The following is a 24,632-nucleotide window of genomic DNA, read 5'->3' as shown; positions in this document are numbered from 1 at the left end:
GCGGAGAAGCTATGACAACTCACATCAATTATTCGACATCGGATGAAATCGTCGCAGCACAGGACGTGGTGGCGACGGAGGAACAGGCATCGGCGTTGTCCATGCCCCCTCTGATCATCGAGGAGAATTTGCGTTCCTACCTCGATACAGAGGGGGTCGGGTCCGGGCCGATGGAGATTGAACGTATCGGTGCTGGGCAGTCGAATGTCACGTTTCGTGTGCGTCGCGAGGGCGCAGATGTCGTTCTACGGCGCGGACCGCGGCCGCCGTTGCCGAAGTCGACACACGACATGGTTCGTGAAGCGAGAGTACAGACGGCCCTGGCTGGGGCCGGGTTTCCGGTGCCGAACCTCAGATGCGTTGAGACCGACACAGCCGTACTTGGTGTTCCCTTCTACGTTATGGATTACCTGGACGGTGACGTCGTCACGTCAGTGCTTCCCGAACGCTTTCAACCCTCTGAGCACCGCCACCACTTGGTGAAGAGCGCCGTCGAGACTCTCGGGCAGCTGCATTCCCTCGATGTACGTCAGCCTCCGATTTCAGAGTTGGGAAGACCGGATGGATACCTACGTCGTCAGGTAAAACGATTCTCGGAGCTGTGGCCTCAGAACACGACACGGGACCTGCCCATCGTCGAGGAGCTCGGAACCTGGTTGGAGAAGAACCGTCCTCAGAGCCAGCGTCACGGAGTCATCCACGGGGACTATCGCATCGGCAATCTGATGTTCGCCAAGGAGGACAAGCCCCGAGTGCTGGCAGTCCTGGACTGGGAGATGGCAACCCTGGGCGACCCGTTGGCGGACCTCGGCTATCTCGCGGCAACTTACGCCACTTGTGAGTCGGGGTCGACGGTGATGGAGCTTACGTCTGTGACAAGAGACCACGGATTTCCGACACGTGATGAACTCATCGAGCTCTACGCCGAGAATTCCTCTCTCGACCTCAGCGAACTTCATTGGTACGAAGTGCTCGCTCTGTGGAAAGCGGCCATCTTCTGCGAAGCCATCTATACACGTTGGCTCAAGGGAGAGCGAGCCGATGACGCACAGTTCTCCCGACACCTCGAGAGCGGTGTTCCTGACCTTCTGGAAGCTGCACTGCAGCGAACTCGGTAGTCCTCCTCGTGAGAGGAGAGTTTGCCGCTTCTTCTGACCGACTGAGAAAGGAAGCACACCATGTCGCTGACCAGTGAGCGTGTCCCACGGAGTCTTGATTCGCCGAAGCAGCCGGCTCCTCGAAAGTCCTTGGCCGCGAGCACCGTCGGCCAGCTGCTCGAATGGTTCGAGTGGAGTGCCTACGCTGTATTCGCTCCGTTCATCGCTCAAGTGATGTTCAACCCTGCCAACCCCGTCTCGGCTCTGCTCTCCACTTTGGCAGTTTTCGCGGTCGGTTTCCTCGTGCGACCACTCGGTGGAGTCGTCTTCGGGGCGATCGCGGATCGGCGGGGACGCAAGTTCGTGCTCGTGACGACGATGCTTAGTATGGCGGCGGCTTCCGTGATGATCGGTTTCATGCCGACCTACGAGGCTATCGGAGTGTGGGCTTCAGTCGGCCTGCTCGTGGCCCGCATGATTCAGGGCTTTGCTCACGGGGGTGAGTCTGCGACGGCGAATTCCTACGTGGCAGAGATCGCTCCACGCCACCGACGCGGCCAGTGGGGAAGCATCGTTTTCGTCGCGATCTTCGGAGGTTCTATCATCGCCTACACCTTGGGTGGTGCGATCACTAATCTCCTTGATGAGACACAGGTGCTGGAGTGGGGTTGGAGGATTCCGTTCCTTATGGGTGCCGGGCTGGCTATCATCGCGCTGTATATGCGTCGTGGTATGGCTGAGTCAGTCGTGCATCAGGAAGCAGAGGGCCTGGATGACACGCAGAGTTTCGGTGACACAGAGCAGGCTCAGAACTTCTCTCAGCCAGGGGATGTTCCTTCTCCGGTTGCTGCCACTGGCCGCTCCAGCCAGTTCAAGGCGATTGTCCTCATCGTTGCGATGATCGCGGGGATTACTTCTGCCCATTACACATGGAGCTCCTATGTCTCCACATATGCCATCGTCGAACAGGGTATGGCACCGAGCTCCGCCTATTGGGCGACGGTAGCTGCCCAGGTCATCGCTCTGATCTCTCTGCCGTTCTGGGGGAGGCTGTCGGACAAGGTCGGCCGCAAACCGGTTCTCTATTTCTTCGGTATTGGCATGATCGTCGCGCAGTTTCCGCTGATGGCAATGATCACAGATCAAGGGTGGACGCTTTTCATTGCGGCAGCTCTGGCGCTGCTGATCGTCTCAGCTTCCGGTGCGCTGTTGTCCTGCGTGATGTCTGAGGTCTTCCCGACGAAGTTCCGCACACGGAATATCGGGTTGGCGTATTCCTTGTCGGTTGCTGTCTTCGGCGGGTCGGCCCCGTATCTCAACCAGCTCGCGCAGAGCGTGGAGATGCCCTGGCTCTCCAGTGTCTACATCGTCGTCCTCTGTCTGGTCACAGTGGTGGCAATCCGTAAGCTGCCTGAGACCCGAGGTATCGACCTGAACAGTGTGAGGTGAGGAGATACCCATGGCATCTCATGACAAGGTCGTGATCTGTGGCGGCGCCCGCACCCCCGTGGGAAGCTACGGTTCAGCCCTGAAGTCTGTTCCAGCCCATCGGCTCGGAGCTGCTGCCGTCACGGCTGCTCTCCAGAGGTCGAGTGTCGCCGAAGAGGATGTCGACGAAGTCATCATGGGCTGTATCGGTCAGGTCGGTGCTGATGCCTATAACGCTCGCCGAGTGGCGCTTGCTGCCGACCTAGGTGACGACACTCCCGCATTCAATGTGAACCGACTCTGCGGCAGCGGTCTTCAGGCCATCTGGTCCGGTGCGCAGCAGCTGCTCTGGGGTCACACGAACGCAGTTGTCGCCGGTGGGAATGAGAGCATGAGCCGGATGCCGTTCCTGGACTTCGAATCGCGGGACAACGGTCGGCTCGGTCATCGGAGGCTGCTGGATGGGACTGTAGCGATGCTGACTGATCCCTTCAGCGGCAAACAAATGGGCGTTACGGCTGAGAACGTCGCTCGCAAGTATGGAGTCGCTCGTAGTGAGCAGGATTCCTTTGCAGAGGAGAGCCAGAGACGCGCGGCGACGGCTGCCGCGCGGAAAGTGTTCGAAGAAGAGATCATCCCGGTTGAACAGATGGGTAGGGGTGCAGTCTTAGTGCAGGATGATGAGCACCCTCGGGCTGATACGACGGTGGACCGTCTGGCTGGTCTGCACCCCGTCTTCGACCCCGAAGGTACCGTGACTGCAGGAAACTCCTCGGGAGTAAACGACGGAGGTGCAGCCGTGGTCCTCAAGCGCGAATCAGACGTCAAGACAGAGGGGCTCAACGGCTTGGCTACCTTGGAGTCAGTTGCGGTCACAGCTATCGACCCACATCTCATGGGATATGCGCCGGTCAGCGCCCTTCAGAAGCTCTTCATGCAGACAAGACTGACCCCTGACGACATCGGAGTCGTCGAGCTTAACGAAGCATTCGCAGCGCAGGCCCTTGCTGTGATAGAGGAAGTGGGGTTAGATCGCGAGCGCACCAATCCTTATGGAGGTGCTATCGCACTGGGTCACCCAGTCGGTGCGACTGGGGCTATTCTGAGCCTGCGTGTGGCGATGGAGTTGCAGCGCAACAACCATGAACATGGAATCGTGACGATGTGCATCGGTGGTGGACAGGCCTTGGCGGCGCTCTTTCGTCGTTACGACGGCTGAGGTTTCTTCCGGCTGAACTATGAGTGTGGTGCCGTCGCGAAGACTTGACGATAGAACTGGAGGGTCTCACGTGGATGTGCCCAGTTGCGCTCCAGTTGCACCTCGGCTGTCATGCGAGATGATGTAGACGACCCTCTTGCATCCGACAGACCGCCCCGCGGCGGACCGTCGGCGGTCTGACCGGGAGAGCTGTGTGACTACCGAGCCTGAGCCGGATTCTTCCTCGCAGCCGGCGCCGTCGGCTGTGACCGAGCCGGGTCCCGGCGTGTCCGCAGGTGGGCCGGAGGGGCTGGGGCTGCGCATCAGCTCTCCGGTGCTGATCTGCGGCGGTCCCTCACCGTCGAAGTCTGAACTCACCGCCCGGCTGCGCAGCCTTGACGTCAAAGTCCTGGACAGCCCCGGCGTGGAGCATCTGGAGGCTGTGCTCAGCGCAGAGGAGCCGCGGGTGGCCGTCCTGGACGTGAGGGCCCGGCGTCGTGTGCCGGAGCTGCGGCAGGTGGTGGGGATGCTTCGCGGTGGAGCTGTGGGGTGTGCCGTGCTGCTGTGGTTCGACGGCGATGCGGAACCTCACGAGATCCTGGACCTACGCCGGGCCGGTGATGATCACACCATCGGCACCGTCGACGTCGAGGACACCCTCATCCGTCTGCACCTGCTCTCTGAGGCGCTGCCGGAGGAGGCGGGGGACCGGTTCCTCGTCGGCGATCTTGAGCTCGACGTCGCCGCGCGCACTGTGACCCGGGCCGGCCGGGACATCGATCTCTCAGATACGGAGTTCCGGCTGCTGCGGCTGCTGATGCGCCACGCCCGCACCGTGCTGTCCAAGACGGAGATCCTGCATGAGGTCTGGCAGTACGAATTCGCCGGGCAGGCCAATATCGTCGAGCTCTACATCTCCTATCTGCGGAAGAAGATCGAGGTGGGGATGCCGAAGATGATCCACACGGTGCGCGGCGCCGGTTATGTGCTGCGGCCTGCCGACGCCGACACTTCTACTGGCCGGTAGGAAACTGGTGCGACCTATGCCACACTGAACCTCATGCATCTGCTTTTCCGTACTCTGCTCGTGCTCGGTCTGGCCCGCCGTCGCCCGCTGGTGAACCCCTGGGAACCGTCAGTGCTGACGATGCGTGCGTTGCCGACGGACATCGACGTCGCCATGCACATCAACAACGGCCAGTACTTCTCCCTGTTCGACCTCGGCCGGTTCGATCTCATGCAGCGCGCCGGACTGCTCGGCCCCATCCGGAAACGTGGTTGGACGCCGGTGGTCCAGGCCGAGCAGATCGCCTTCCGCCGCTCGGTGACTCTGCTGCAGAAGTTCGAGATCCATACCCTGTTCCTCGGGGTGGATGAGAAGACCCTGTACTTCGAGCAGCGCGTGGTCATCGACGACGAGATCTACGTACGCGCCTATATGGCCACCCGGTTGCGTGCCGCCGAGGGCCCGGTGCCCGTGGCCGAGATCATGAACCTGATCCGCGAATGCGGCTGGGATGTTCCGCAGGACCTGGAAGTCCCTGAGCATATCCGGCGCTGGCGGGAAGAGACGGCCCTGCCCTCGTCGCGGCGGCCGGCACCGAACCGGTGGGCGCAGCGGATCCTCGATCGTGTGGTCTGAGAGTTTCGGCGGGCTGAGCGCATAGAGTGGAGGCATGAGAAACGCCTTCAACGCTGACCTGGGACTGCTGCTACTGCGCCTGGCCGCAGGGATCTTTCTGCTGATGTCCGGGCTGCGGAAGGCCTCCTGGATCGGCACTGAAGGTTCCCAGGCCCACATCGACGCGCTCGGGGTGCCCTTCGCCGAGTACATCGGCCCGGCCCTGCCCTATGTGGAGATCGTCGGCGGGGCGATGCTCTGCCTCGGGCTGCTGACCCGCCTTGCCGCCGCGGTCCTCGCGCTGCTGGCCGGTCTCGGTGCTGTGCTGATGCTTCTCTCTGACACGGCCCTCATCAGCATCCAGGACAGCCGCGATCAGATGCTGCTGCTCATCGGCAATCCGCTGGAGTTCAGTGCCCTGCTCACGCTGCTCGGCATCGCCCTGGTCCTCACCGGCGCCGGGGGGATCAGCGCAGACTCACCGCTGCGCCGCGCCCTGCGGCGCTGAGGCCGCATGGGTCAGCGGGTGTGTTTCTGACGTGCCGCCACCAGTGCTGCGGCACCGAGCGCCAGGACCGCCAGCACGGCAGCCCCGATAATGAGGTTCTGCGTCCCGGTGGAGGCGATGTCCTCCTGCGGGCCCTGGGCGTCAGCACTCTCGGAGGAGTTCTCTGCGCCATTCTCCCCGCCGTTCTCATCGCGCTCGTCGCTCTCAGTATCCTCCGGGCTCTGCTCGGAGGGGGATCCCTCTGCGGTCGCAGAGTCTGAGGGTGTCTGCTGATCCCGGGTGTCCTTAGAGGGAGAGGTCGATGCAGTGCGACCGTCCTCACCTGCGGAGTCATCTGTAGAACCATCTGTCGGACCATCCGTGGAGTCTGACCCGCTGGCGGACCCCGACGTGGGCTCTTCAGCACCCTGCTCGGCAGACCGGCTCTGCGTCCCGGCGGGCTGCTGGTCCGTGCCAGAGCCCGCCTCGCCGCCGCTGAGCACGGTGAAGCTCGCATGGCAGGCCGAGGAAGAGCTGCCGTCGCTGACCCGCAGCTGGACGCTGTCGTCGGAAGTCTGAGGAACCTCGCGCGGAGCGTCTAGAGTCAGCGCGTAGGTGCTGCCGCCGGTCTTGCTGAGTGTGGCGGTGACCCGGTGGATTGTGGTCTTGGCGGAGGACCCGTCGGTGAATGTCACCCGGGCGTCCGGGGAGTTGGTGACCAGCGTGATGGTGGTGTGATCACCGGGGCTAAGCATCGGGCTGCGCTGGGCCGTGCAGGAGAGCTGCGCGGCCTCCTCGCCAGGGCCGCCGGTGGCTTCCCCGGGATCCGCCTCGGCCTCACCGGACGTGGTGTCGGGTGTTGTGTCGGGTGAATCGGTGGGGCGGGGCGCCGTCGGCTCTTCCGGTTCGGCGGTCTGCTCGGGATCCTCCGGCTGCTCATCCGCGCCCTCGGCGTCATCGGGGCCGCCGGTGTCATTCGAGCCGCCAGTCTGGGGGTCAGCGGGTGCGGTGGTCTGCCCCGGTGCGGTCAGCGACGGCACCGGGGCCTGCTGGGCGTCGTCCGGGGTGGCGTCGTCGCTGCCGTCGTTCTCTGCGAGCTCATCCGACAGATTCTCGGGTACCTCCTCTTCAGTCTGAGAGGTGTAGCCGTTCGGGGCGGTGGTGTCATCGTCACCGGGGGAGCGTCCCTGGTCCTCAGCCGGGGTCTGCCCCGGTTCCTCGGTCACAGGCGGCGCAGATTCCGGGGTGGCGACGGCCGGGGTTGCCAGGCCCATTCCGAGCCCTGCCACCAGTGCGGCAGCGGCCCATGACGTGGTGGCCGTGCTGCTGGTGGAGCCGTGATGCTCCCGTCGTGCTGCGTGGAGTCGGCTGTGCTTCATACCCTGGGGTCCCCCGATGTCCCGTGCCCTGAACATGCCAGTGCATGCGCCGCGAACTGCGCATCACTCACAGATCACAATTTCATCACAATCTATGAGTTAATGCCTAGTAGCTTGTCCTGATAAGGGCCTGACCTGCGGGGATATCCCGGGAATCGTTACACCAAGCGCTGCTTCGGAGTCCGGTCAATCGTCGGATCCACCTCCGCGAAATGCCCGATCACCGCATCGATGGACTCCATCGTCGCCTCATCGAGCACCACGCCGGCCGCGGCCACATTCGAGGTGATCTGCTCCGGACGCGAGGCCCCGACCAGCGCGGAGGCGACATTGCGGTTCTGCAACACCCAGGCGATGGACAGCTGAGCCATCGTCAGCCCGTTGTCCTCAGCGATGGACCTCAGCTTCTGCACACCTTCCAGCAGCTCATCGTCCAGGTATCGGCCGATCATCCGCGACCCCTCCTCATCAGTGGCCCGCGAACCCTCCGGCAACGGCTGGCCCGGCTTGTACTTGCCGGTCAGCACCCCCTGAGCCATCGGCGACCACACGATCTGCGAGAGCCCCAGATCCTCACAGCGCGGCACGACCTGCCCTTCGATCACCCGGTAGAGCATGTTGTACTCCGGCTGATTTGAGATCAGCTGGAACCCCATCTGTTGAGCCAGCGCGTGGCCGCGGCTGATCTGATCCGCTGTCCATTCGCTGACACCGATGTAGAGGGCGCGCCCGGTGCGCACGATGTCGGCGAAGGCCTGCATCGTCTCCTCCAAGGGAGTGGCGTGGTCGAACCGGTGAGCCTGGTAGAGATCCACGTAGTCGGTGCCCAGCCGCTTCAGGGAGGCATCGATCGACTCCATGATGTGCTTGCGGGAGAGCCCGGTGTCGTTCGGGCCCTTCGGCCCGGTGGGGAAATAGACCTTGGTGAAGATCTCCAGGGATTCGCGCCGCTGGCCCGACAGCGCCTCCCCGAGAACCGATTCCGCCACCGTATTGGCGTAGGTATCGGCAGTGTCGAATGTGGTGATGCCGGCGTCGAGCGCAGCACGGACGCACCGACGGGCGACGTCGTTCTCCACCTGGGACCCGTGGGTCAGCCAGTTGCCGTAGGTGATCTCGGAAATCTTCAGGCCGCTGCGGCCGAGGTGGCGGTACTCCATGAGGTCAGCCTAGCCGTGCCCGCACCCGGTGCGGCAAGGCCTGTGGAGGACGCTTCGGCCAGCCTCACCTGCGTAGTCAGCGCGGCGGCGGCTCGCTACTGTAGGCACCAGGGAAGGCCGCCGCAGCGACGGCCCGCAGATCCCCACCGAGCAGCGTCACCACCCTCATCGACCAAGGAGTGAACCTCAGTCATGGCACAGCTGGACGGCAAACTGGAAGACGCATTCAACGAGCAGGTGACCTTGGAGCTGGAGGCCGCACTGACCTACCGCCAGCTCGGCATCGAGATGGACGTGCTGGGGCTGCCCGGCCTGGCCTCCTGGTTCCGGGCCCAGGCCGACGAGGAGGTCGTCCACGCCAATAAGTTCATCGACCACATGACCGACCGCGGCTCCCACCCCCGCATCCGCGCGATCCCGGAGATCAGCGTCAAGGCTGGCACCGTGCTGGAGGCCTTCGAAGCCTCCCTGGCCCACGAGCAGAAGGTCTCGGAGGCCATCCGCAACCTCTACCGGCTCTCCGAGCAGGAGGGTGACATCGACTCCCGTCCGCTGCTGAGCTGGTTCATCGACGAGCAGCTGGAAGAGGAGGCGAGCGTCGGCGAGATCATCGACAAGGTCAAGCTGATCGATGACGACGGCACCGGCCTGCTCGCCCTCGACGCCGAGCTCGGCGCCCGCGAATCCGGCGGCACCGAGGACTGATCCCGGTGGTTCCCCGGCTGAGTCGCCGCCGGGGAACCACCTCCTCGGTGCGGGCCTTTGACACGTTTTCTGTGACCCGCATAACATGATCCGACCCGCACCTCATCGACCCCCTCGGAGGTGAGCATGGCCGCGACGAACCCCGTCATCACGGTGCTCTGCCCCGATGACGGCGCGCGGCCCGCAGGGCTCTCCAGCCTCGAAAGCGTCGCAGAGATCCGCTGCACCACGGCGGACTCGCTGAGCGAGGATCTGCGCGGCGCCCGCGGCCTGCTCCTCTGGGACTTCTTCTCCCGCGCAGTTTCCGAGGCGTGGGGTTCGGCGGACCAGCTGGAATGGATCCACGTCGCCGCGGCCGGAGTGGACTCGCTGCTCTTCGACGAGCTTGTCGACTCCGAGGTGGTGGTCACCAACGCTCAGGGCACCTTTGATCGGCCCATCGCAGAGTTCGTGCTCGCCGCCGTCTTCTCCCGCGCTAAGGACTTCCCGCGCAGCCTGCGTTTCCAGCACCAGCGGCATTGGGAGCACCGTGAGACGCAGAAGGTCGCCGGACTCACCGCACTGGTCATCGGCACCGGGGCCATCGGCCGGGAGATCGCGCGGCTGCTGCGCGCTGTGGGCGTGGAGGTCTTCGGTGCCGGGCGCACCGCACGCAGCGGTGACGCCGACTTTGGCGAGGTCATCGCCAGCGATCAGCTCGCCGAGCATGTGGGACGTGCCGACGTCGTCGTCAACGCCGCCCCGCTGACCCCGCAGACCACCGGTCTCATCGACGCCGACGTACTCGCGGTGATGGCGCCGGACTCCCATCTGATCAATATCGGCCGCGGCGAATCGGTGGACGAGACGGCATTGGTGGCCGCCCTCGACGACGGCCCGCTCGGCTTCGCCAGCCTCGACGTGTTCGAGGTCGAGCCGCTGCCGCAGGACTCCCCCCTGTGGGGACGCGAGGATGTGCTGATCTCGGCACATATGTCCGGCGACGTCGTCGGATGGCGTGATGCGCTGGCCGAGCAGTTCCTCGACAACGCCCGTCGCTTCGCGGCAGGCGAGACCCTGAGAAACGTCGTCGACAAGCGGAAGGGCTACGTCCCCCGACACTGACGGCGCGCACGTGAGGAGGCGTAACCATGTCCACCCGTCCTACCACTCTGGCCGACCTGACCGCTGCCGAACTCACTGCTGGATACCGCGCCGGGGACTTCAGTCCCGTGGAGGCGACAGAGGCCGCTCTGGAGCGGGTGGAGGAGCGCGACGGCGCGCTCAACGCCTTCGTCCTGGTGGATGCGGAAGCGACACTGGCCTCCGCACGTGAATCTTCCCAGCGCTACCAGGACGGCATACCGCTAGGGCCCGGTGACGGTGTGCCCACCTCGATGAAGGATGTCTTCCTCACCAAGGGCTGGCCCACGCTGCGCGGCTCCCGGCTGATCCCCGAGGACGGACCGTGGGAGGTCGACGCCCCGGCCGTGGCCCGGCTCCGGGAGGCCGGGGCGGTGCTCTTCGGCAAGACCACCACCCCGGAGTTCGCGTGGAAGGGCACCACCGACTCCCCGCGCTACGGGGCCACGGGGAGCCCCTACGATCCCTCCACCCACGCCGGAGGCTCCTCCGGCGGCGCCGCGGCGGCCGTCGGCGCGGGCATGGGCCCGTGGACGGTGGGCACCGACGCCGGCGGCTCGGTGCGCATCCCGGCCGCCTTCACCGGCACCTTCGCGCTGAAGCCCACCGCCGGACTGGTGCCGATGTACCCCACTCCGCCGTATGGCACCCTGGCCCACGCCGGTCCGATGACCCGCACGGTGACCGATGCGGCCCTCCTGATGGACATCATCACCGGCTATGACCCGCGCGACTGGTGCGCGCTGCCGACTCCGCAGACCTCCTTCGTCGAGCGTCTGGGCGACGGGCTGGCCGGGCTGCGTATCGCCTTCTCCCGGAACCTCGGTTACGGGACCAACGAGCCGGAGGTCGAGCGTCTCGTCGAGCAGGCGGTGCAGGTGCTGGCCCAGGCCGGTGCCGAGGTCGAGGAGGTCGACCCGCCGATCACTGATCCGATCGAGGACTTCCACGTCCTATGGTTCACCGCGGCGGCGAAGGTGCTGGAACCCTACGGGCAGGAGGCCTTGGACATCGTGGACCCGGCTCTGCGCCGGGGGATCGAGGAGCACCGTGGCGACACCGTGATGCAGGAGCTGGCTGCCACCGCGCTGCGCCAGGCGATGGGTGCAGCGATGGGCGAGTTCCACCAGAACTACGATCTGCTGCTGACTCCGACGATGCCGATCACCTCATTCACCACGGAGCGGCAGTCACCCGAGGGGTGGCATTCGGACCTGTGGACCAGCTGGACCCCGTACACCTATCCGTTCAACATGACCCAGCAGCCGGCCGCGTCCGTGCCCTGCGGGCTGACTGAGGCAGGTTTGCCCGTGGGGCTGCAGATCGTGGGGCGCCGTCACGATGACGCCCGTGTGCTGCGTGCGGCCCGTGCCTACGAGGTGGCCTCCGGTGAGCAGTTCACCCGTCCGCCGCAGCTGGATTGAGGGGCGCGTCGCCCGTCAGCGGCACCACCTGTGGCTCGACTAGGCTGGGGCCACTGATCATGTAGCGCACATCACAGCAGTCCCCGGCGCAAGGAGGCCAGCCCGTGACGACCACCGCTCGCCATGATGGCAATCCCGTGGCCGATCATCCCGACGCCGAGGTGACCGGTCGCGGCGCTGAGCTCGCCGCTGAGCTCGCTGCCGCACTCACTGCCGCCGGTGTATCCCGCGTCTCGGACTCTGTGCTGGAGCGCGGGATGTATTCCTCGGATGCCAGCCTCTACCGAGTGGTCCCTGAGGTGGTGGCCAGGCCGCAGCACGTCGACGAGCTGCAGGCCGTCCACGAGGTCTCCCGCACCCTGGGCGTTCCGGTGACGATGCGTGGGGCGGGCACCTCCATCGCCGGCAATGCCGTCGGCGAGGGCATCGTCGTCGACACCCGTGACCTGCGCACCATCCACGAGATCGACCCGGAGCGCGGCGTCGCCCGGGTGGACCCGGGTGTGGTCCACGCAGACCTGCAGCGTGCGGCGGCGCCCTACGGCCTGCGTTTCGGGCCGGACCCCTCCACCCATTCGCGCTGCACGATCGGCGGCATGATCGGCAACAACGCCTGCGGATCCCGGGCTTTAGGTTACGGGCGCAGCTCCGACAACGTGGTCTCGGCGAAGGTGCTCTTCGGCAACGGGGAGGTCGCAGGCTTCGGCCCCGCCTACGGGTCCGACGAGGGCCCGGGCAGCACCGGGCAGCGCCTGCTGGACCTCGCCGCCGGGGAGCTCGGCCACATCCGCACCCATTTCGGCCGGTTCGGCCGGCAGATCAGCGGCTACTCGCTGGAGCATCTGCTGCCGGAGAACCGGGGGCGGATCGAGCGGTTCCTCGCCGGTACCGAGGGCACTCTGGGCACGCTGCTGGAAGCTGAGGTGCGGCTGGTCGCCGACGACCCGCGACGGATGCTGCTGATGCTGGGCTACTCCACTGTGGCTGAGGCCGCTGACGCGGTGCCGGCTCTGCTGCAGGCCGCCCCGGGGCGGCTCATCGCCTGCGAAGGCATGGACTCCCGACTCGTCGCGTTGGTGCGGGGCGCCGGGAAAGCGATTCCTGAGCTGCCGCGCGGCTCCTCCTGGCTGTTCGTGGAGGCCACCGGAGCCGATGCGGGGTCAGTGCTCGCCGAGGTCGAAAAGGCCTCCGAGGCGGTGGGCACCCGGTATGTGGACGACGCCGCCGAAGCCGCAGCCCTGTGGCGCATCCGCGAGGACGGCGCGGGACTGGCCGGGATCAGTCTGCAGACTCCGGCGCACTCGGGCTGGGAGGACAGCGCGGTGCCTCCGGAGCATCTGGGCGAATGGATGCGGATCTTTGAGCGGCTGATGGCGGAGTTCGGCCTGCAGGGCTACCCCTACGGCCACTTCGGCGACGGCTGCATCCACTGCCGGATCGACTTCCCGTTCCACCACGGCGAGCCGGGTAGCACGTCGGTGTTCGCCGAGTTCATGCGCACCTGCGCCACTGAGCTGGCGGCGTTCGGCGGATCGCTCTCCGGGGAGCACGGTGACGGCCGGGTCCGCTCCGAGCTGCTGCCGATGATGTATGACGCGAAGTCCTTGGAGCTCTTCGGCGCAGCCAAGGAGATCTGCGACCCGCAGAACCTGCTGAACCCGGGCATCATCGTCGACCCCGTCCCGCAGACTGCCGACATCCGTCCCACCCAGCCCACCCGTGAACTCCCGTGGCCTGGGCTGCGGATGATCCACGACGACGGCGACTACGCCGCCGCGGCCCATCGCTGCTCCGGGGTGGGCCGTTGCGTGGCGCCGAAGACCGCCGGGGTGATGTGCCCGTCCTACACCGCCACCCGCGAGGAGAAGGACTCCACTCGCGGCCGGGCTCGCATCCTGCAGGAGGCCATGGACGGCACCCTGGTCAAGGGGCTCGCCGATCCGGCGGTGCACGAGGCCCTGGACCTGTGCCTGTCCTGCAAGGGCTGCGCCTCTGACTGCCCGGCCGGGGTGGATATGGCCGCCTATAAGTCCGAGGCGCTCTACCAGACCTACGACGTCGGCGTCGGGCCGGAGGGAGAGCCGCTGGGCCAGGGAGAGCGGCGGCGTCGACTGCGTCCGCGCTCGCACTACCTGCTGGGTCGGCTGCCGATGTGGGCTCGGCTGGCCGCGCCCTTCGCCCCGCTGCTGAACACTCTGATGCGGATCCCCCCGGCGGCGGCTGCGGCGAAATGGATCGCGGGCATCGACCCTCGCCGATCCGTGCCCAAGTTCGCGGTGCGCACGCTGCAGCGCGCGGCGCAGCGTGCCGGGGTGGCCCGCGGCGTGGGTGAACAGCTCAGAGCACAGGCCGGAGAACAGGTCGACGAAAAGCCCGGAGAACAGCAGGTCCCGGACGTGTGGATCTGGGCTGATTCCTTCACGGACCACTTCTTTCCGCAGTCCGGCCTCGCGGCGATCGAGTTCCTGCGCTCGCAGGGGCTCACCGTGGCCTTGGTGGGGGAGAAGGGCTGCTGCGGGCTGCCCTGGATCACCACCGGCCAGCTGGATCAGGCCCGCCGGCTCTCGGGACAGACCGTGGAGACGCTGCATCCCTATGTGACATCCTCAGCGCCGGTGATGGCACTGGAACCCTCCTGCCTCGCCACGCTGCGCAGCGACCTGCTCGAGCTCTCCGACCGGCCGGAGGCTGCTGAGGTGGCCGCCGGGGTGAAGTCCTTCGCCGAGGTTGTCACCGCGCTCGCCGAGCAGGGGCGGGTCCAGCTGCCGGATCTGACCGGCGTCGACGTCGTCGCCCAGCCGCATTGTCACCAGCGGTCCATCGTGGGATGGGCTGAGGACGAGGCGCTGCTTCGCCGCGCCGGCGCCACCGTGGAGGCGGTGCCGGGCTGCTGCGGGCTGGCGGGGAACTTCGGTGTGGAGAAGGGCCACTATGAGATGTCTGTGGCGGTGGCGGAGACGAATCTGCTGCCGGCGGTCCGGCAGGCCCGTCAGCGAGCCCCCGAGACCATCGTCCTCGCTGACGGGATGTCCTGCCGGATCCAGCTCGACGATCTCGCCGATGTGCAGACCCTGCACCTGGCCGAGCTCTTCGCCTCCCGGTGATACCGCGGTCGGCTCACACGGTCTCGGCGGCCGGCTGCTCGAACGGCGTGCCGGAGCGCCGCGCCCGGTAGCGCTCGGTGTCCAGGATCCCTTCGCGTGCGGAGACGATCGTCGGCACCAGCGCCTGGCCGGCGACGTTGACCGCGGTGCGGCCCATGTCCACGATCGGCTCGACGGCCAGCAGCAGGCCCACACCCTCCAGCGGCAGGCCCAGAGTGGAGAGTGTCAGGGTGAGCATCACAGTGGCCCCGGTGGTTCCGGCCGTCGCCGCGGAGCCGATCACTGAGACGAAGACGATGAGCAGGTACTGGGTGATCGTCAGGTCGATGCCGAAGAACTGGGCGACGAACAGCGCGGCGATGGCCGGGTAGAGGGCCGCGCAGCCGTCCATCTTCGTCACCGCGCCCAGCGGCACCGCGAAGGAGGCGTAGGAGCGCGGGACTCCGAGGCGCTGTTCGGTGACCTGCTGGGTCAGCGGCATGGTGCCCATCGAGGAACGGGAGACGAAGCCCAGCTGCACCGCCGGCCATACACCGGTGAAGTACTGCACGGGGGAGAGCCCGTGGAAACGGATCAGCGCGGGGTAGACGATTCCGAAGACCAGCAGCAGGCCGATGTACATGCACAGCACGAAGACACCCAGTGAGGACAGGGCGTCCCAGCCGTAGTTGGCCACCGCACGGGCGATCAGCGCCAGAGTGCCGATGGGGGCCAGGCGGATGATCCACCACAGCACCTTCTGGATGATCTCCAGCAGTGCGGCGGTGACCTGCAGGAACGGTTCGGCCTTGGCGCCGACCTTCATCGCGGCGATGCCCACGGCGATGGAGATCACCAGGATCTGCAGCACGTTGAAGGTCACGCCGTCGGCGTCGCCGGAGAGACCCATGAAGTTCGAGGGGACCAACGAGTCGAGGAAGGCGGTCCAGGAGCCCTCGCTGTCCGGTGCTGCAGCAGTGTTCTCCGCGACGTCGGTGTGCTCACCGGGCCGGCCGATCACGCCGATGGCGATGCCCAGCAGCACGGAGATGAACGCGGTGACGGCGAACCACAGCAGCGTCTGGCCGGCCAGACGGGCGGCGTTGGTGACGTGCCGGAGGTTGGCGATCGAGGTGATGACCGCGGTGAACACCAGGGGGACGACGGCGGCGATGAGCAGGGAGACGTATATGTCACCGATGCGGTCGACTGTGGCGGTCAGCCAGTTGGGGTCCTCCTCGGTGCCGCCCATGCGCCGGGCGATGAACCCGACGATGAGCCCCAGCACCAGTGCGGCCATGATCTGATTGCCGAAGGAGGTCATCCAGCCCGGCAGGCGCCGGCGCCGGGTCTGTGTCGTCTCCTGTGCGGGTGCCGTCTCCGGTGTCGAGGAGTCAGGGGTTTCATCAGGTATCGGTGATGATGGCATCAGTGGGCTCCGTTCCAGGCCCGCGGGGCCTCGGTGGTGATCGTGATCTGCTCCGCGGGAGACCAACGGGCCCGGGTGATGCCCTATTCCGTATGTGTCGAAAGATGACGACGGCGTGATGCGGGACGCCGGGGAGCGAGTCGGGGAGCGAACCGCGTGATCCCCACGCCGAGGAGGCACATCGCCCCGCCGATCACGGCGAGCACAGGCGGGACCTCGGCGAGGAAGAGCGCGGACAGCAGCAGCGCCACGGCCGGAACCGCCAGAGAGCTCGCGGCGAGCTGACCGGTGCGCATCCTGGTCTGAGCGTAGGCCCACAGGCTGAACCCCGCGGCTGTGGCGCCGACCCCCATGAAGATGCCTCCGATGACGGCCGATGCCGGCGCCTCCGGGAGCTCGGAGCTGAGCGGGGCGAGGTAGGGCAGGCAGACCAGAGTTCCGGCTGTGCAGCCCAGGAAGACGGCAGTCAGCGGGTCCACTGCGTCAAGGATCCACCGTTGCAGCACCATGCCGGCGGCGTAGAGCACCGCGGCCAGCAGCGCCAGAGCCACACCCAGCATCGACACCTGTCCGGCGCCGCCGGTGATTCCGATGAGCGCCACACCTGCCAATGCGATACCCATCCCGAGGAAGAGGCTCCGCGGCCAGCCCTCGGCGAAGAGCAGACCCGCCGCGACGGCGACGAGGATAGGTGCCAGATTCACCAGCATGGCCGAGGTGCCGGCGTCGAGGTGGCGGGTGGCGAAACCCAGGACCACCGTGTAGACCGCGAACCAGCTGATCCCGTAGAGCAGCAGGAGGGCGATCATGTCGGCGGTGAGCCGCTTCCGGGCAGGCCGCGACGTTCTGCGGCTGATGAGCATCACGGCCAGCAGGACACCCAAGGCCAGTGTGGCTGAGGCCAGCCGCAGCAGCGTCAGCGGCCCGGGGGAGAGGTAGGGAGCCGCGCCGCGCATGATGACGAAGGAGGATGCCCACATCAGCACGGTCAGTGCCACGGCGAGACCTGCACGGAGATCCGGTCGGGAAGCCGGGGAAGTCATAGGACGATACTCCACGCTGACCGGAGCGGTGTCGAGAAGGTGGCGTAGAAGACGGCGTAGAGGGCGGCGTAGAGGGCAGTGTAGAGGGCGGCGTAGACTGCCCATCAGGAGATGATGACGATGCAGAGCGTCCACCTCACATTGAGGCTCACACACCACGGTTCAGTGCTGATCTTCCAGCAGGAGCTGGACTCCACGCTGATCGACGGCTACACCGGCGAGCATCTGCTGCGCTCCGAAGAGGGCTTCGCCTTCCAGATCGATCATGTTGAGCACATCGTCTCCGACGAAAATGAGGCCGAGCAGATGATCCTCGACCTCAGTCAGCCGGTGGACGAGGAAGGCCTGCACCGGGACCCGGTGATGGCGCTGCTGCGTCACGGCTGGCGCGAACAGCCGCGATGAGCGGTTCGACCAGCAGCTCTGCCAGTTTCTGCAGGCTGCCGCCGCGCGTTGCAGTCCGGCGCTGGTTCCGGCTACCATAGACAGTCGCAAGCCGTGCTGTGCCGTGCTTTCGCGCGCGTCGACGAGATGTGCCGCGGAACATGGTGACGAGAGGCAGCCCGGTGAATGTGAAGCCTGGATTCCAGCGCACCACACGTTCAGCACCACCGTCTTTCATCCACGTGAGAAGGCACTTCGGTTGGATCTCACCCAGCCTGGTCCGTCCTCGTAAGTAGCGAACGGTGTCACAACTGGTGGCGGGACTCGGCTCAACGACTGCACATGCCCCTGCGGCGTGTGTGCTCGCGGGTTCTGCCCGTACTACGTACTTATGTTGGAGGAGTGATCATGGCAGCACGATGCCAGGTAACCGGAGTGGGGCCGCAGTTCGGCCACAACATCTCCCACTCGCACCGGCGCACCAAGCGTCGGTTCGACCCGAACATCCAGAAGAAGCGCTACTGGGTGCCCTCGCTGGGACGCCACGTGACGCTGACCCTGTCCACCAAGGGCATCAAGACCATCGATGCCCGCGGCATCGACGTCGTCGTCGCCGAGCTGATTCAGAAGGGTGAGAAGCTCTAATGGCCAAGGACAAGGACGTACGTCCCATCATCAAGCTGAAGTCGACGGCCGGTACCGGGTTCACCTACGTGACCCGCAAGAACCGCCGCAACAACCCTGACCGCATCGTGCTGAAGAAGTACGACCCGGTCGTCCGCAAGCACGTCGACTTCCGAGAGGAGCGCTGATCATGGCCAAGAAGTCCAAGATCGCGAAGAACGAACAGCGCAAGGTCATCGTCGAGCGCTACGCCGAGAAGCGCGCGCAGCTGAAGAAGACCCTGATCGACCCGAACGCCAGCGACGAGGAGCGCGAGGCCGCTCGCGTGGGCCTGCAGAAGCTGCCCCGCGACGCCTCCCCGGTCCGCGTGCGTGACCGCGACTCCATCGACGGTCGCCCCCGCGGTACCTTCCGGAAGTTCGGCATCAGTCGTATCCGGTTCCGCGACATGGCGCACCGCGGCGAGCTGCCCGGCATCACCAAGTCGTCCTGGTGATCTCCCGCGGCAGATGAGCTGCCGCAGGGCACCGCACGGTGCTCCACCGCACTGACGAGGGCGGGTTCCCCATCACGGGGGACCCGCCCTCGTCATGTCTGCACCCGCCGATGGAGCCCAGACGCTCGGAAGGAGCACAATGGACAGCATGGACAGCCGCGAGACCACTGTGCCCACCGCCCCACCGGAGCCCAGAACACCGGGCGGCCCGTTAGGGGCGCGGGCGGCACTGCTCGTGATCCCCGGCGTCTGGTTGGGGCTGCTCATCGGCATCTCGCTGATCGAGGCGCCGCTGAAGTTCACCGCCCCAGGCATCACCATCCCCTTGGGTCTGGGCATCGGCCAGCGAGTCTTCCTGGCGATGAACATCGTCGAAGTGGTCCTCGCGGTCATCCTGGTGACCGCACTGTTCAAGACGCTCGGCGGGGCGCTGCGGGAGCGCCTGTGGACCCTGAGCCTGGGCGTCCTCGGCGTGCTGGCGATCAAGACGTTGATCATCCGCCCGCTCCTGCACCAACGCACCGCCGCCGTGCTCGCCGGCGAGTCCGCCGGAGGATCGCTCACCCACTACTTCTACATCGCCGCCGATGGCGCGCTGCTGATCCTCCTGGCACTGCTGGCCCTCACCGCGGCACGAACGCTGCTCGCCCCCTCCACACCACGGCAATCCTGAAGGAGCCCTCTATGATCCCGCACCGTCCTCTGCCGATCATCTCCGCGCCCATGGCCGGCGGCCCGTCCACGCCTCAGCTGGTCGCCGCCGTCTCGGAGGCGGGCGGACTGGGGTTCCTCGCCGCCGGGTACCTGAGCCCAGAGACGATGCAGGCCCAGATCACCCAGACCCGGCAGCTCACCGCCGCGCCCTTCGGCGTCAACCTGTTCGTCCCGGAGACCGAGTGGCCCGAGCCGCAGGCGCTGGAGGACTACGCCCGTGTGCTGGCACCGCTGGCCGAGCGTCTCGGCACGGCACCGCCCACCGTGGGGGAGTTCGACGACGACGCCTACCCGGCCAAGCTGGAAGCCCTCTTCTCAGACCCGGTCCCAGTGGTCTCCTTCACCTTCGGGCTCCCCTCCCGGGAGACGGTCCAAGAGCTGCAGCAGCTGGGCACCGCGGTGGTGCTCACCGTGACCTCCGCCGAGGACGCCAGTGCTGCCGCTGCACTCGGCCCCAACGCTCTTGCCGTTCAAGGCGCCGAGGCCGGGGGACACCGCGCCACGCTGAGGATGAGTGCCGAGCCGAACACTCTGGGGGTGCTGGAGCTGCTCGCGCAGGTCCGTGAGGTGACCGAGCTGCCGCTGATTGCGGCCGGCGGCATCGGTGCACCGGCACGTGCCGCGGAGCTGATCGGTGCCGGTGCCCAGGCAGTGCAGGTGGGTACGGCGTTCCTCACCACGCGGGAAGCCGGGACCAAACCGCCGCACCGCCGTGCACTGCACACAGCCGCCGCCCAGGACGGCGCGCCCACCGTGGTCACACGCGCCTTCTCCGGGCGGCCCGCCCGGGCTCTGGTCAACTCCTTCACCGAGGAATTCGACGCCCTAGCGCCGGTGGGCTACCCGTATCTGCACCACATGACCTCGCCGCTGCGGGCAGCAGCCGCCCGGACCGAGGACACCGAGCACCTGAACCTCTGGGCCGGCACCTCCCACGCCAGCTGCCGTGAGGAGTCAGCCGCTGAGCTCACCCGGCGCTTCGCCGGACCCGCGCTCAGCGCAGACGGGGGCGACTGAAGAGACGGAGCAGATCCACGTCCCTGTTTCAGTCACTCAGAGCCCCGGAATCAGCCTCTGAGGCCGGATCGGTGACTGAAACAGGGACGCCGATTCTCTGAGACCGGCGTAGCGCAGGCTCAGCCCTCGTCGATGACCAGCAGCAGGTCCCCGCCGTTGACCTGCTGCACCCCGTCGAAGACTGCCCGCTTGACAGTGCCGCCCACGGGCGTGGTGATTGAGGCCTCCATCTTCATGGCCTCGATCGTGGCGATCGACTGCCCGGCCTCCACGGTCTCGCCCTCTTCCACGGTCAGATGCACTGCGCCGGCAAAGGGTGCAGCGATCTCCCCCTTCTTCGAGGTGTCGGCCTTCTCCGCGGCGTGGACTGTGGCCTCGACGGAAGCATCGCGCACCACCAGCGGGCGGGCCTGTCCGTTGAGGGTGCAGACCACAGTGCGCATGCCCTTCTCATCCGGTTCGGAGATCGACTGCAGGGTCACCAGCAGCCGCACACCCTTGCCCAGGGAGATCACGTGCTCGTGGTCCTTCATCAGCCCGTAGAGGAAGTCCCGGGAGTGCAGGACCATCACATCGCCGTAGTTCTCCCGAGCGGCCTCGTAGTCCCGCGTCGGGCCGGGGAACAGCAGACGGTTCAGTACCGCCTGGCGCTCAGCCCCGGAGCCCTCGGTGAGCACCTGACGGTCCTCGGCGGAGAGCTCCTCGTCCAGCGGTTTGACGCTACGGCCCTCCAAGGCCCGGGTGCGGAACGGCTCGGGCCAGCCAGCGGGCGGGTCGCCGAGCTGACCCGCCAGGAACTGGATCACCGAGTCCGGCAGGTCGAAGTCCTGCGGGTTCTGCTCGAACTCCTGCGGGTCCACGTCCATGCCGACCAGCTGCAGTGCCAGGTCCCCGACCACCTTCGACGACGGGGTCACCTTCACCAGGCGCCCGAGCATCTTATCCGCGGCGTAGTACATATCCTCGATGGCCTCGAACTGTTCGCCCAGCCCCAGGGCGATGGCCTGCTGACGCAGGTTCGAGAGCTGTCCGCCGGGGATCTCATGGCGGTACACCCGCCCGGTCGGGCTCGGCAGCCCGGACTCGAAGGGCGTGTAGATGCTCCGGACCGCCTCCCAGTAGGGCTCCATCGAGGCCACGGCCTCAAGCCCCAGCCCGGTGTCGCGGTCGGTGTGCTCCAGCGCGGCCACCAGCGCCGAGGCTGGGACCTGAGAGGTGGTCGAGGCCATCGAGGAGGTGGCGACGTCGACGGCGTCCACCCCCGCTTCTGCGGCGGCGAGCAGGGTGGCCAGCTGGCCCCCGGCGGTGTCGTGGGTGTGCAGGTGGACGGGCACATCGAACCGTTCACGCAGCGCGCTGACCAGGATCTTCGCCGCCTGCGGGCGCAGCAGCCCGGCCATGTCCTTGATCGCCAGGATGTGTGCCCCGGCGTCGACCATCTTCTGCGCCAGCTCGAGGTAGTACTCGAGGGTGTAGATGTCCTCGTTCGGGTCGGTGAGGTTGCCGGTGTAGCACAGGGCGGCCTCGGCCACAGCGGTACCGGTCTTGCGGACCGCCTCGATGGCGGGGGTGATCTGTGAGACGTCGTTGAGCGCGTCGAAGATGCGGAAGATGTCCACACCGGTGGCGGCGGCCTCGGCGACGAACGCGTCAGTCACCTCCAGCGGGTACGGGGTGTAGCCGACGGTGTTGCGCCCACGCAGCAGCATCTGGATCGGCACATTGGGCATCTCGGCCCGCAGCAACGCCAGCCGCTGCCACGGGTCCTCGGAGAGGAACCGCAGGGCGACGTCGTAGGTCGCACCGCCCCAGGCCTCCACGGAGAACAGCCCCGGGGTCACATGGGCGATCGCCGGTGCGGCGGCCAGCAGATCACGGGTGCGCACCCGGGTGGCCAGCAGGGACTGGTGGGCGTCACGGAACGTGGTGTCGGTGACCGCCAGGGCCTCGCGCTCGCGCAGATGCTGGGCAAAGGCCTCCGGACCCTCACGCAGCAGCAGGTCCCGCCATCCGGCCGGCTTGGTCTCCTTGGAAGGGCCGTCGAAGGGGCTGCGGTCCGGCTCGTCACGCTTGTCCCCGGGGAAGTGGGGGAGCTTATCGCGCGGGTCGATGCCGTGGACCCGGGGCCCGTGGGGCTGGTTCACGGTGATGTCGGCCAGGTACTGCAGGGCCTTGGAACCGCGGTCCTTCGAGCGGTTGACCTTCGCCAGCTCCGGGTGCTTATCGATGAAGTCGGTGGCCAGATCCCCGTCGAGGAACTGCTGCTCGTCGAGCACGTTCATCAGGAACGGGATGTTCGTGGCCACCCCGCGGATCCGGAACTCGGCCAGCGCACGCCGGGCGCGGGCGATGGCAGTGCGCCGGTCCCGGCCGCGGGAGGTCAGCTTCACCAGCATGGAATCGAAGTGCGGGCTGATCTCCGCCCCGGTGTAGACGGTGCCGCCGTCGAGGCGGATGCCGGAGCCGCCGGCGGAGCGGTAGACGGTGACGGTGCCGACGTCGGGCCGGAACTCATTGGCCGGGTCCTCCGTGGTGATGCGGCACTGCATGGCCGAGCCGCGGACGGCCAGCTCATCCTGCCGGATGCCCAGGTCCTCGAGGGTCTCACCGGCGGCGATGCGCATCTGGGCCGAGACCAGGTCGATGTCGGTGATCTCCTCGGTCACCGTGTGCTCGACCTGGATGCGCGGGTTCATCTCGATGAAGACATGCTGGCCCTCCCGCTCACCGGCGGTGTCGACCAGGAACTCGACGGTGCCGGCGTTGCGGTAGCCCATGGCCTTCGCGAAGGCCACGGCATCACGGTAGAGCGCCTGGCGGATGTCCTCGTCCAGCTTCGGGGCCGGAGCGATCTCGACGACCTTCTGGTGCCGACGCTGGATGGAGCAGTCACGTTCGAAGAGATGGACCACCTCGCCGGCGCTGTCGGCGAGGATCTGGACCTCGATGTGCCGGGGGCGCACCACGGCCCGCTCCAGGAAGACGGTGGGGTTGCCGAAGGCCGTGTCCGCCTCACGCATCGCCGCATCCAGGGCGTCGGGGAGGTCTTCACGCTTCTCCACTCGGCGCATCCCGCGGCCGCCACCACCGGCGACGGCCTTGACGAAGATGGGGAAGCCGATGCGGTCTGCCTCGCTGAGCAGCTGCTCTCGGTCATCGGAGGGATCAGAGCTCTCCAGCACCGGCACACCGGCGGCCTTGGCCGCACGCAGGGCACGGACCTTGTCTCCGGTGGATTCCAGGACATCGGCCGGAGGGCCGACGAAGGCGATCCCGGCCTCCTGAGCGGCACGGGCCAGCCCGGCGTTCTCGGAGAGGAACCCGTAGCCGGGGTAGATCGCGTCGACCTCGGCCTCCTTGGCCACCCGGATGATCTCCTCGACGTCGAGGTAGGCCCGGACGGGGTGGCCCTCCTCGCCGATCCGGTACGCCTCATCGGCCTTCTGCCGGTGGAACGAGTTGCGATCCTCCTGCGGGTACACGGCGACCGTCTTGGCCCCCAGCTCGACTCCGGCGCGCAGGGCGCGGATCGCGATCTCGCCGCGGTTGGCGACCAGGATCTTTGAGAACATGCGGACTCGTCCTTCCTCCACCGATCCGGTGGCGGGTCAGGTGCACACGGCATCGTGTGTCGCTCAAGGTGCTCGTCGCGCCAGGATACCCCGCAGGTCCGCGCAGACGTGCACCAGACCACATTCTGAGCCCCCTGTGACGGGGAGAAACGCCGAGAATCGGCGGAATCTCAAGGAATCCGGGTGAACTGCGTGGTAGGTTGCCGTTCGAAAGCCCCAGATCACGGGGACTGACACCGATTGACGTCCAGGACGTCCAGGAGGACATCACCATGGCCATGAACCGCAGCGAGCTTGTCGCCGCCGTCGCCGAGAAGTCCGGCAACTCCCAGGCCGCCGTCAACGGCGTGCTCGACGCCGTCTTCCAGGTCTTCACCGAAGAGGTCTCCCGCGGCGAGAAGGTCACCATCCCCGGCTGGCTGGCCGTGGAGCGCACCGAGCGGGCCGCCCGCACCGGCCGCAACCCGCAGACCGGTGAGACCATCCAGATTCCGGCTGGTCACTCGGTCAAGCTGACCGCAGGCTCCAAGCTGAAGAACGCCGCCTCCGGCAAGTGAGTGCCCGGCTCTGAGGAGCCACCGGTTGAGGCCTCCACTCGTGATACGGGTGGGGGCCTCAGCTGTGTTCGGTCCAGCGTTGAGAACCAGCG

At 66.7% G+C, this 24,632-nt stretch carries 22 protein-coding genes; 17 read left to right on the top strand and 5 right to left on the bottom strand.

All coding sequences use genetic code 11. The annotated features are described in order from the left end of the window. Positions 1-11: 11 nt before the first annotated feature. The 6 genes from RIL96_RS02240 to RIL96_RS02215 all read left to right on the top strand — a co-directional run bounded on the left by RIL96_RS02240 (position 12) and on the right by RIL96_RS02215 (position 5,852). Positions 12-1,118 (top strand): phosphotransferase family protein, encoded by a 1,107-nt coding sequence (locus tag RIL96_RS02240; protein ID WP_310547361.1) that lies wholly within the window; start codon positions 12-14, stop codon positions 1,116-1,118. A gap of 60 nt (positions 1,119-1,178) precedes the next feature. Continuing rightward, positions 1,179-2,546 carry an MFS transporter gene (locus tag RIL96_RS02235; RefSeq protein ID WP_310547360.1) on the top strand — a complete coding sequence of 456 codons (1,368 nt, stop codon included), beginning with the start codon at positions 1,179-1,181 and terminating at the stop codon, positions 2,544-2,546. A 10-nt stretch (positions 2,547-2,556) separates the two neighbouring features. After that, complete coding sequence (locus tag RIL96_RS02230) at positions 2,557-3,744, top strand: thiolase family protein (protein ID WP_310547359.1); 1,188 nt, start codon at positions 2,557-2,559, stop codon at positions 3,742-3,744. A 193-nt stretch (positions 3,745-3,937) separates the two neighbouring features. Beyond that, entirely contained in the window at positions 3,938-4,750 is an 813-nt protein-coding gene (locus RIL96_RS02225) for a winged helix-turn-helix transcriptional regulator (RefSeq protein WP_310547358.1), read from the top strand. A gap of 33 nt (positions 4,751-4,783) precedes the next feature. After that, the gene (locus tag RIL96_RS02220; RefSeq protein WP_310547357.1) at positions 4,784-5,365 is read left to right on the top strand and encodes an acyl-CoA thioesterase; all 582 of its coding nucleotides are present in this window, start codon (positions 4,784-4,786) and stop codon (positions 5,363-5,365) included. 34 nt (positions 5,366-5,399) lie between these two features. Then, positions 5,400-5,852: a DoxX family protein gene (locus tag RIL96_RS02215; RefSeq protein WP_310547356.1), complete on the top strand. Its 453-nt coding sequence runs from the start codon at positions 5,400-5,402 to the stop codon at positions 5,850-5,852. Positions 5,853-5,863: 11 nt separating this feature from the next. Here the strand turns inward: RIL96_RS02215 and RIL96_RS02210 are convergent, their stop codons facing one another. Then, on the bottom strand, positions 5,864-7,210 hold the full coding sequence (locus tag RIL96_RS02210) for a hypothetical protein (protein WP_310547355.1): 1,347 nt from the start codon (positions 7,208-7,210) through the stop codon (positions 5,864-5,866). 158 nt (positions 7,211-7,368) lie between these two features. Next, the gene (locus RIL96_RS02205) at positions 7,369-8,370 is read right to left on the bottom strand and encodes an aldo/keto reductase family protein (RefSeq protein ID WP_310547354.1); all 1,002 of its coding nucleotides are present in this window, start codon (positions 8,368-8,370) and stop codon (positions 7,369-7,371) included. 192 nt (positions 8,371-8,562) lie between these two features. Between RIL96_RS02205 and RIL96_RS02200 the strand changes: the two genes are divergently transcribed. The 4 genes from RIL96_RS02200 (at position 8,563) to RIL96_RS02185 (ending at position 14,725) form a co-directional block, all read left to right on the top strand. Continuing rightward, on the top strand, positions 8,563-9,075 hold the full coding sequence (locus RIL96_RS02200) for a ferritin (protein WP_310547353.1): 513 nt from the start codon (positions 8,563-8,565) through the stop codon (positions 9,073-9,075). Positions 9,076-9,201: 126 nt separating this feature from the next. After that, the gene (locus tag RIL96_RS02195; RefSeq protein ID WP_310547352.1) at positions 9,202-10,179 is read left to right on the top strand and encodes a D-2-hydroxyacid dehydrogenase; all 978 of its coding nucleotides are present in this window, start codon (positions 9,202-9,204) and stop codon (positions 10,177-10,179) included. Between the two features lie 26 nt (positions 10,180-10,205). Next, entirely contained in the window at positions 10,206-11,621 is a 1,416-nt protein-coding gene (locus tag RIL96_RS02190) for an amidase (protein ID WP_310547351.1), read from the top strand. A gap of 104 nt (positions 11,622-11,725) precedes the next feature. After that, the gene (locus RIL96_RS02185) at positions 11,726-14,725 is read left to right on the top strand and encodes an FAD-binding and (Fe-S)-binding domain-containing protein (RefSeq protein ID WP_310547350.1); all 3,000 of its coding nucleotides are present in this window, start codon (positions 11,726-11,728) and stop codon (positions 14,723-14,725) included. A 13-nt stretch (positions 14,726-14,738) separates the two neighbouring features. Here the strand turns inward: RIL96_RS02185 and RIL96_RS02180 are convergent, their stop codons facing one another. Continuing rightward, on the bottom strand, positions 14,739-16,133 hold the full coding sequence (locus tag RIL96_RS02180) for a dicarboxylate/amino acid:cation symporter (RefSeq protein ID WP_374761820.1): 1,395 nt from the start codon (positions 16,131-16,133) through the stop codon (positions 14,739-14,741). 83 nt (positions 16,134-16,216) lie between these two features. Next, on the bottom strand, positions 16,217-17,176 hold the full coding sequence (locus RIL96_RS02175; RefSeq protein WP_310547349.1) for a DMT family transporter: 960 nt from the start codon (positions 17,174-17,176) through the stop codon (positions 16,217-16,219). Between the two features lie 114 nt (positions 17,177-17,290). Here RIL96_RS02175 and RIL96_RS02170 point away from each other — a divergent pair, with 114 nt between their 5' ends. The 6 genes from RIL96_RS02170 (at position 17,291) to RIL96_RS02145 (ending at position 20,411) form a co-directional block, all read left to right on the top strand. Further along, the gene (locus tag RIL96_RS02170; protein ID WP_310547348.1) at positions 17,291-17,581 is read left to right on the top strand and encodes a hypothetical protein; all 291 of its coding nucleotides are present in this window, start codon (positions 17,291-17,293) and stop codon (positions 17,579-17,581) included. A 387-nt stretch (positions 17,582-17,968) separates the two neighbouring features. Further along, positions 17,969-18,205 (top strand): 50S ribosomal protein L28, encoded by a 237-nt coding sequence (rpmB, locus tag RIL96_RS02165; RefSeq protein ID WP_310547347.1) that lies wholly within the window; start codon positions 17,969-17,971, stop codon positions 18,203-18,205. Further along, positions 18,205-18,372: a 50S ribosomal protein L33 gene (rpmG, locus tag RIL96_RS02160; protein ID WP_022872124.1), complete on the top strand. Its 168-nt coding sequence runs from the start codon at positions 18,205-18,207 to the stop codon at positions 18,370-18,372. The genes rpmB and rpmG overlap by 1 nt, the downstream gene beginning before the upstream one ends. A gap of 2 nt (positions 18,373-18,374) precedes the next feature. Further along, entirely contained in the window at positions 18,375-18,680 is a 306-nt protein-coding gene (gene rpsN, locus RIL96_RS02155; protein ID WP_261624710.1) for a 30S ribosomal protein S14, read from the top strand. 139 nt (positions 18,681-18,819) lie between these two features. Next, positions 18,820-19,353, top strand: a complete 534-nt coding sequence (locus tag RIL96_RS02150; protein WP_310547346.1) for a hypothetical protein — start codon at positions 18,820-18,822, stop codon at positions 19,351-19,353. A gap of 11 nt (positions 19,354-19,364) precedes the next feature. Further along, the gene (locus RIL96_RS02145) at positions 19,365-20,411 is read left to right on the top strand and encodes a nitronate monooxygenase (protein ID WP_310547345.1); all 1,047 of its coding nucleotides are present in this window, start codon (positions 19,365-19,367) and stop codon (positions 20,409-20,411) included. Between the two features lie 119 nt (positions 20,412-20,530). On the opposite strand, the gene RIL96_RS02140 is transcribed toward RIL96_RS02145, so the two are convergent. After that, entirely contained in the window at positions 20,531-23,983 is a 3,453-nt protein-coding gene (locus RIL96_RS02140; protein ID WP_310547344.1) for a pyruvate carboxylase, read from the bottom strand. Positions 23,984-24,255: 272 nt separating this feature from the next. On the opposite strand from RIL96_RS02140, the gene RIL96_RS02135 reads away from it, so the two are divergent. After that, positions 24,256-24,540 (top strand): HU family DNA-binding protein, encoded by a 285-nt coding sequence (locus tag RIL96_RS02135; protein WP_310547343.1) that lies wholly within the window; start codon positions 24,256-24,258, stop codon positions 24,538-24,540. The last annotated feature ends 92 nt before the right edge of the window (positions 24,541-24,632 follow it).

The sequence above is a fragment of the Nesterenkonia aerolata genome, assembly GCF_031470965.1.
GTDB classification, from domain to species: Bacteria; Actinomycetota; Actinomycetes; order Actinomycetales; family Micrococcaceae; genus Nesterenkonia; species Nesterenkonia aerolata.
Note: the sequence above shows the minus strand (reverse complement) of the source record. Positions and strands in the feature narration are given on the sequence as shown.

Excerpts from the sequence above, each read along its gene's own strand:
- RIL96_RS02205 (WP_310547354.1), bottom strand. The coding sequence starts at position 8,370 with ATGGAGTACCGCCACCTCGGCCGCAGCGGCCTGAAGATTTCCGAGATC.
- RIL96_RS02150 (WP_310547346.1), top strand. The coding sequence starts at position 18,820 with ATGGACAGCATGGACAGCCGCGAGACCACTGTGCCCACCGCCCCACCG.
- RIL96_RS02235 (WP_310547360.1), top strand. The coding sequence starts at position 1,179 with ATGTCGCTGACCAGTGAGCGTGTCCCACGGAGTCTTGATTCGCCGAAG.
- RIL96_RS02215 (WP_310547356.1), top strand. The coding sequence starts at position 5,400 with ATGAGAAACGCCTTCAACGCTGACCTGGGACTGCTGCTACTGCGCCTG.
- RIL96_RS02230 (WP_310547359.1), top strand. The coding sequence starts at position 2,557 with ATGGCATCTCATGACAAGGTCGTGATCTGTGGCGGCGCCCGCACCCCC.
- RIL96_RS02240 (WP_310547361.1), top strand. The coding sequence starts at position 12 with ATGACAACTCACATCAATTATTCGACATCGGATGAAATCGTCGCAGCA.
- RIL96_RS02180 (WP_374761820.1), bottom strand. The coding sequence starts at position 16,133 with ATGCCATCATCACCGATACCTGATGAAACCCCTGACTCCTCGACACCG.
- RIL96_RS02220 (WP_310547357.1), top strand. The coding sequence starts at position 4,784 with ATGCATCTGCTTTTCCGTACTCTGCTCGTGCTCGGTCTGGCCCGCCGT.
- RIL96_RS02210 (WP_310547355.1), bottom strand. The coding sequence starts at position 7,210 with ATGAAGCACAGCCGACTCCACGCAGCACGACGGGAGCATCACGGCTCC.
- RIL96_RS02170 (WP_310547348.1), top strand. The coding sequence starts at position 17,291 with ATGACGATGCAGAGCGTCCACCTCACATTGAGGCTCACACACCACGGT.
- RIL96_RS02175 (WP_310547349.1), bottom strand. The coding sequence starts at position 17,176 with ATGACTTCCCCGGCTTCCCGACCGGATCTCCGTGCAGGTCTCGCCGTG.
- rpmB (WP_310547347.1), top strand. The coding sequence starts at position 17,969 with ATGGCAGCACGATGCCAGGTAACCGGAGTGGGGCCGCAGTTCGGCCAC.
- RIL96_RS02135 (WP_310547343.1), top strand. The coding sequence starts at position 24,256 with ATGGCCATGAACCGCAGCGAGCTTGTCGCCGCCGTCGCCGAGAAGTCC.
- rpsN (WP_261624710.1), top strand. The coding sequence starts at position 18,375 with ATGGCCAAGAAGTCCAAGATCGCGAAGAACGAACAGCGCAAGGTCATC.
- RIL96_RS02200 (WP_310547353.1), top strand. The coding sequence starts at position 8,563 with ATGGCACAGCTGGACGGCAAACTGGAAGACGCATTCAACGAGCAGGTG.
- RIL96_RS02140 (WP_310547344.1), bottom strand. The coding sequence starts at position 23,983 with ATGTTCTCAAAGATCCTGGTCGCCAACCGCGGCGAGATCGCGATCCGC.
- RIL96_RS02145 (WP_310547345.1), top strand. The coding sequence starts at position 19,365 with ATGATCCCGCACCGTCCTCTGCCGATCATCTCCGCGCCCATGGCCGGC.
- RIL96_RS02190 (WP_310547351.1), top strand. The coding sequence starts at position 10,206 with ATGTCCACCCGTCCTACCACTCTGGCCGACCTGACCGCTGCCGAACTC.
- RIL96_RS02195 (WP_310547352.1), top strand. The coding sequence starts at position 9,202 with ATGGCCGCGACGAACCCCGTCATCACGGTGCTCTGCCCCGATGACGGC.
- rpmG (WP_022872124.1), top strand. The coding sequence starts at position 18,205 with ATGGCCAAGGACAAGGACGTACGTCCCATCATCAAGCTGAAGTCGACG.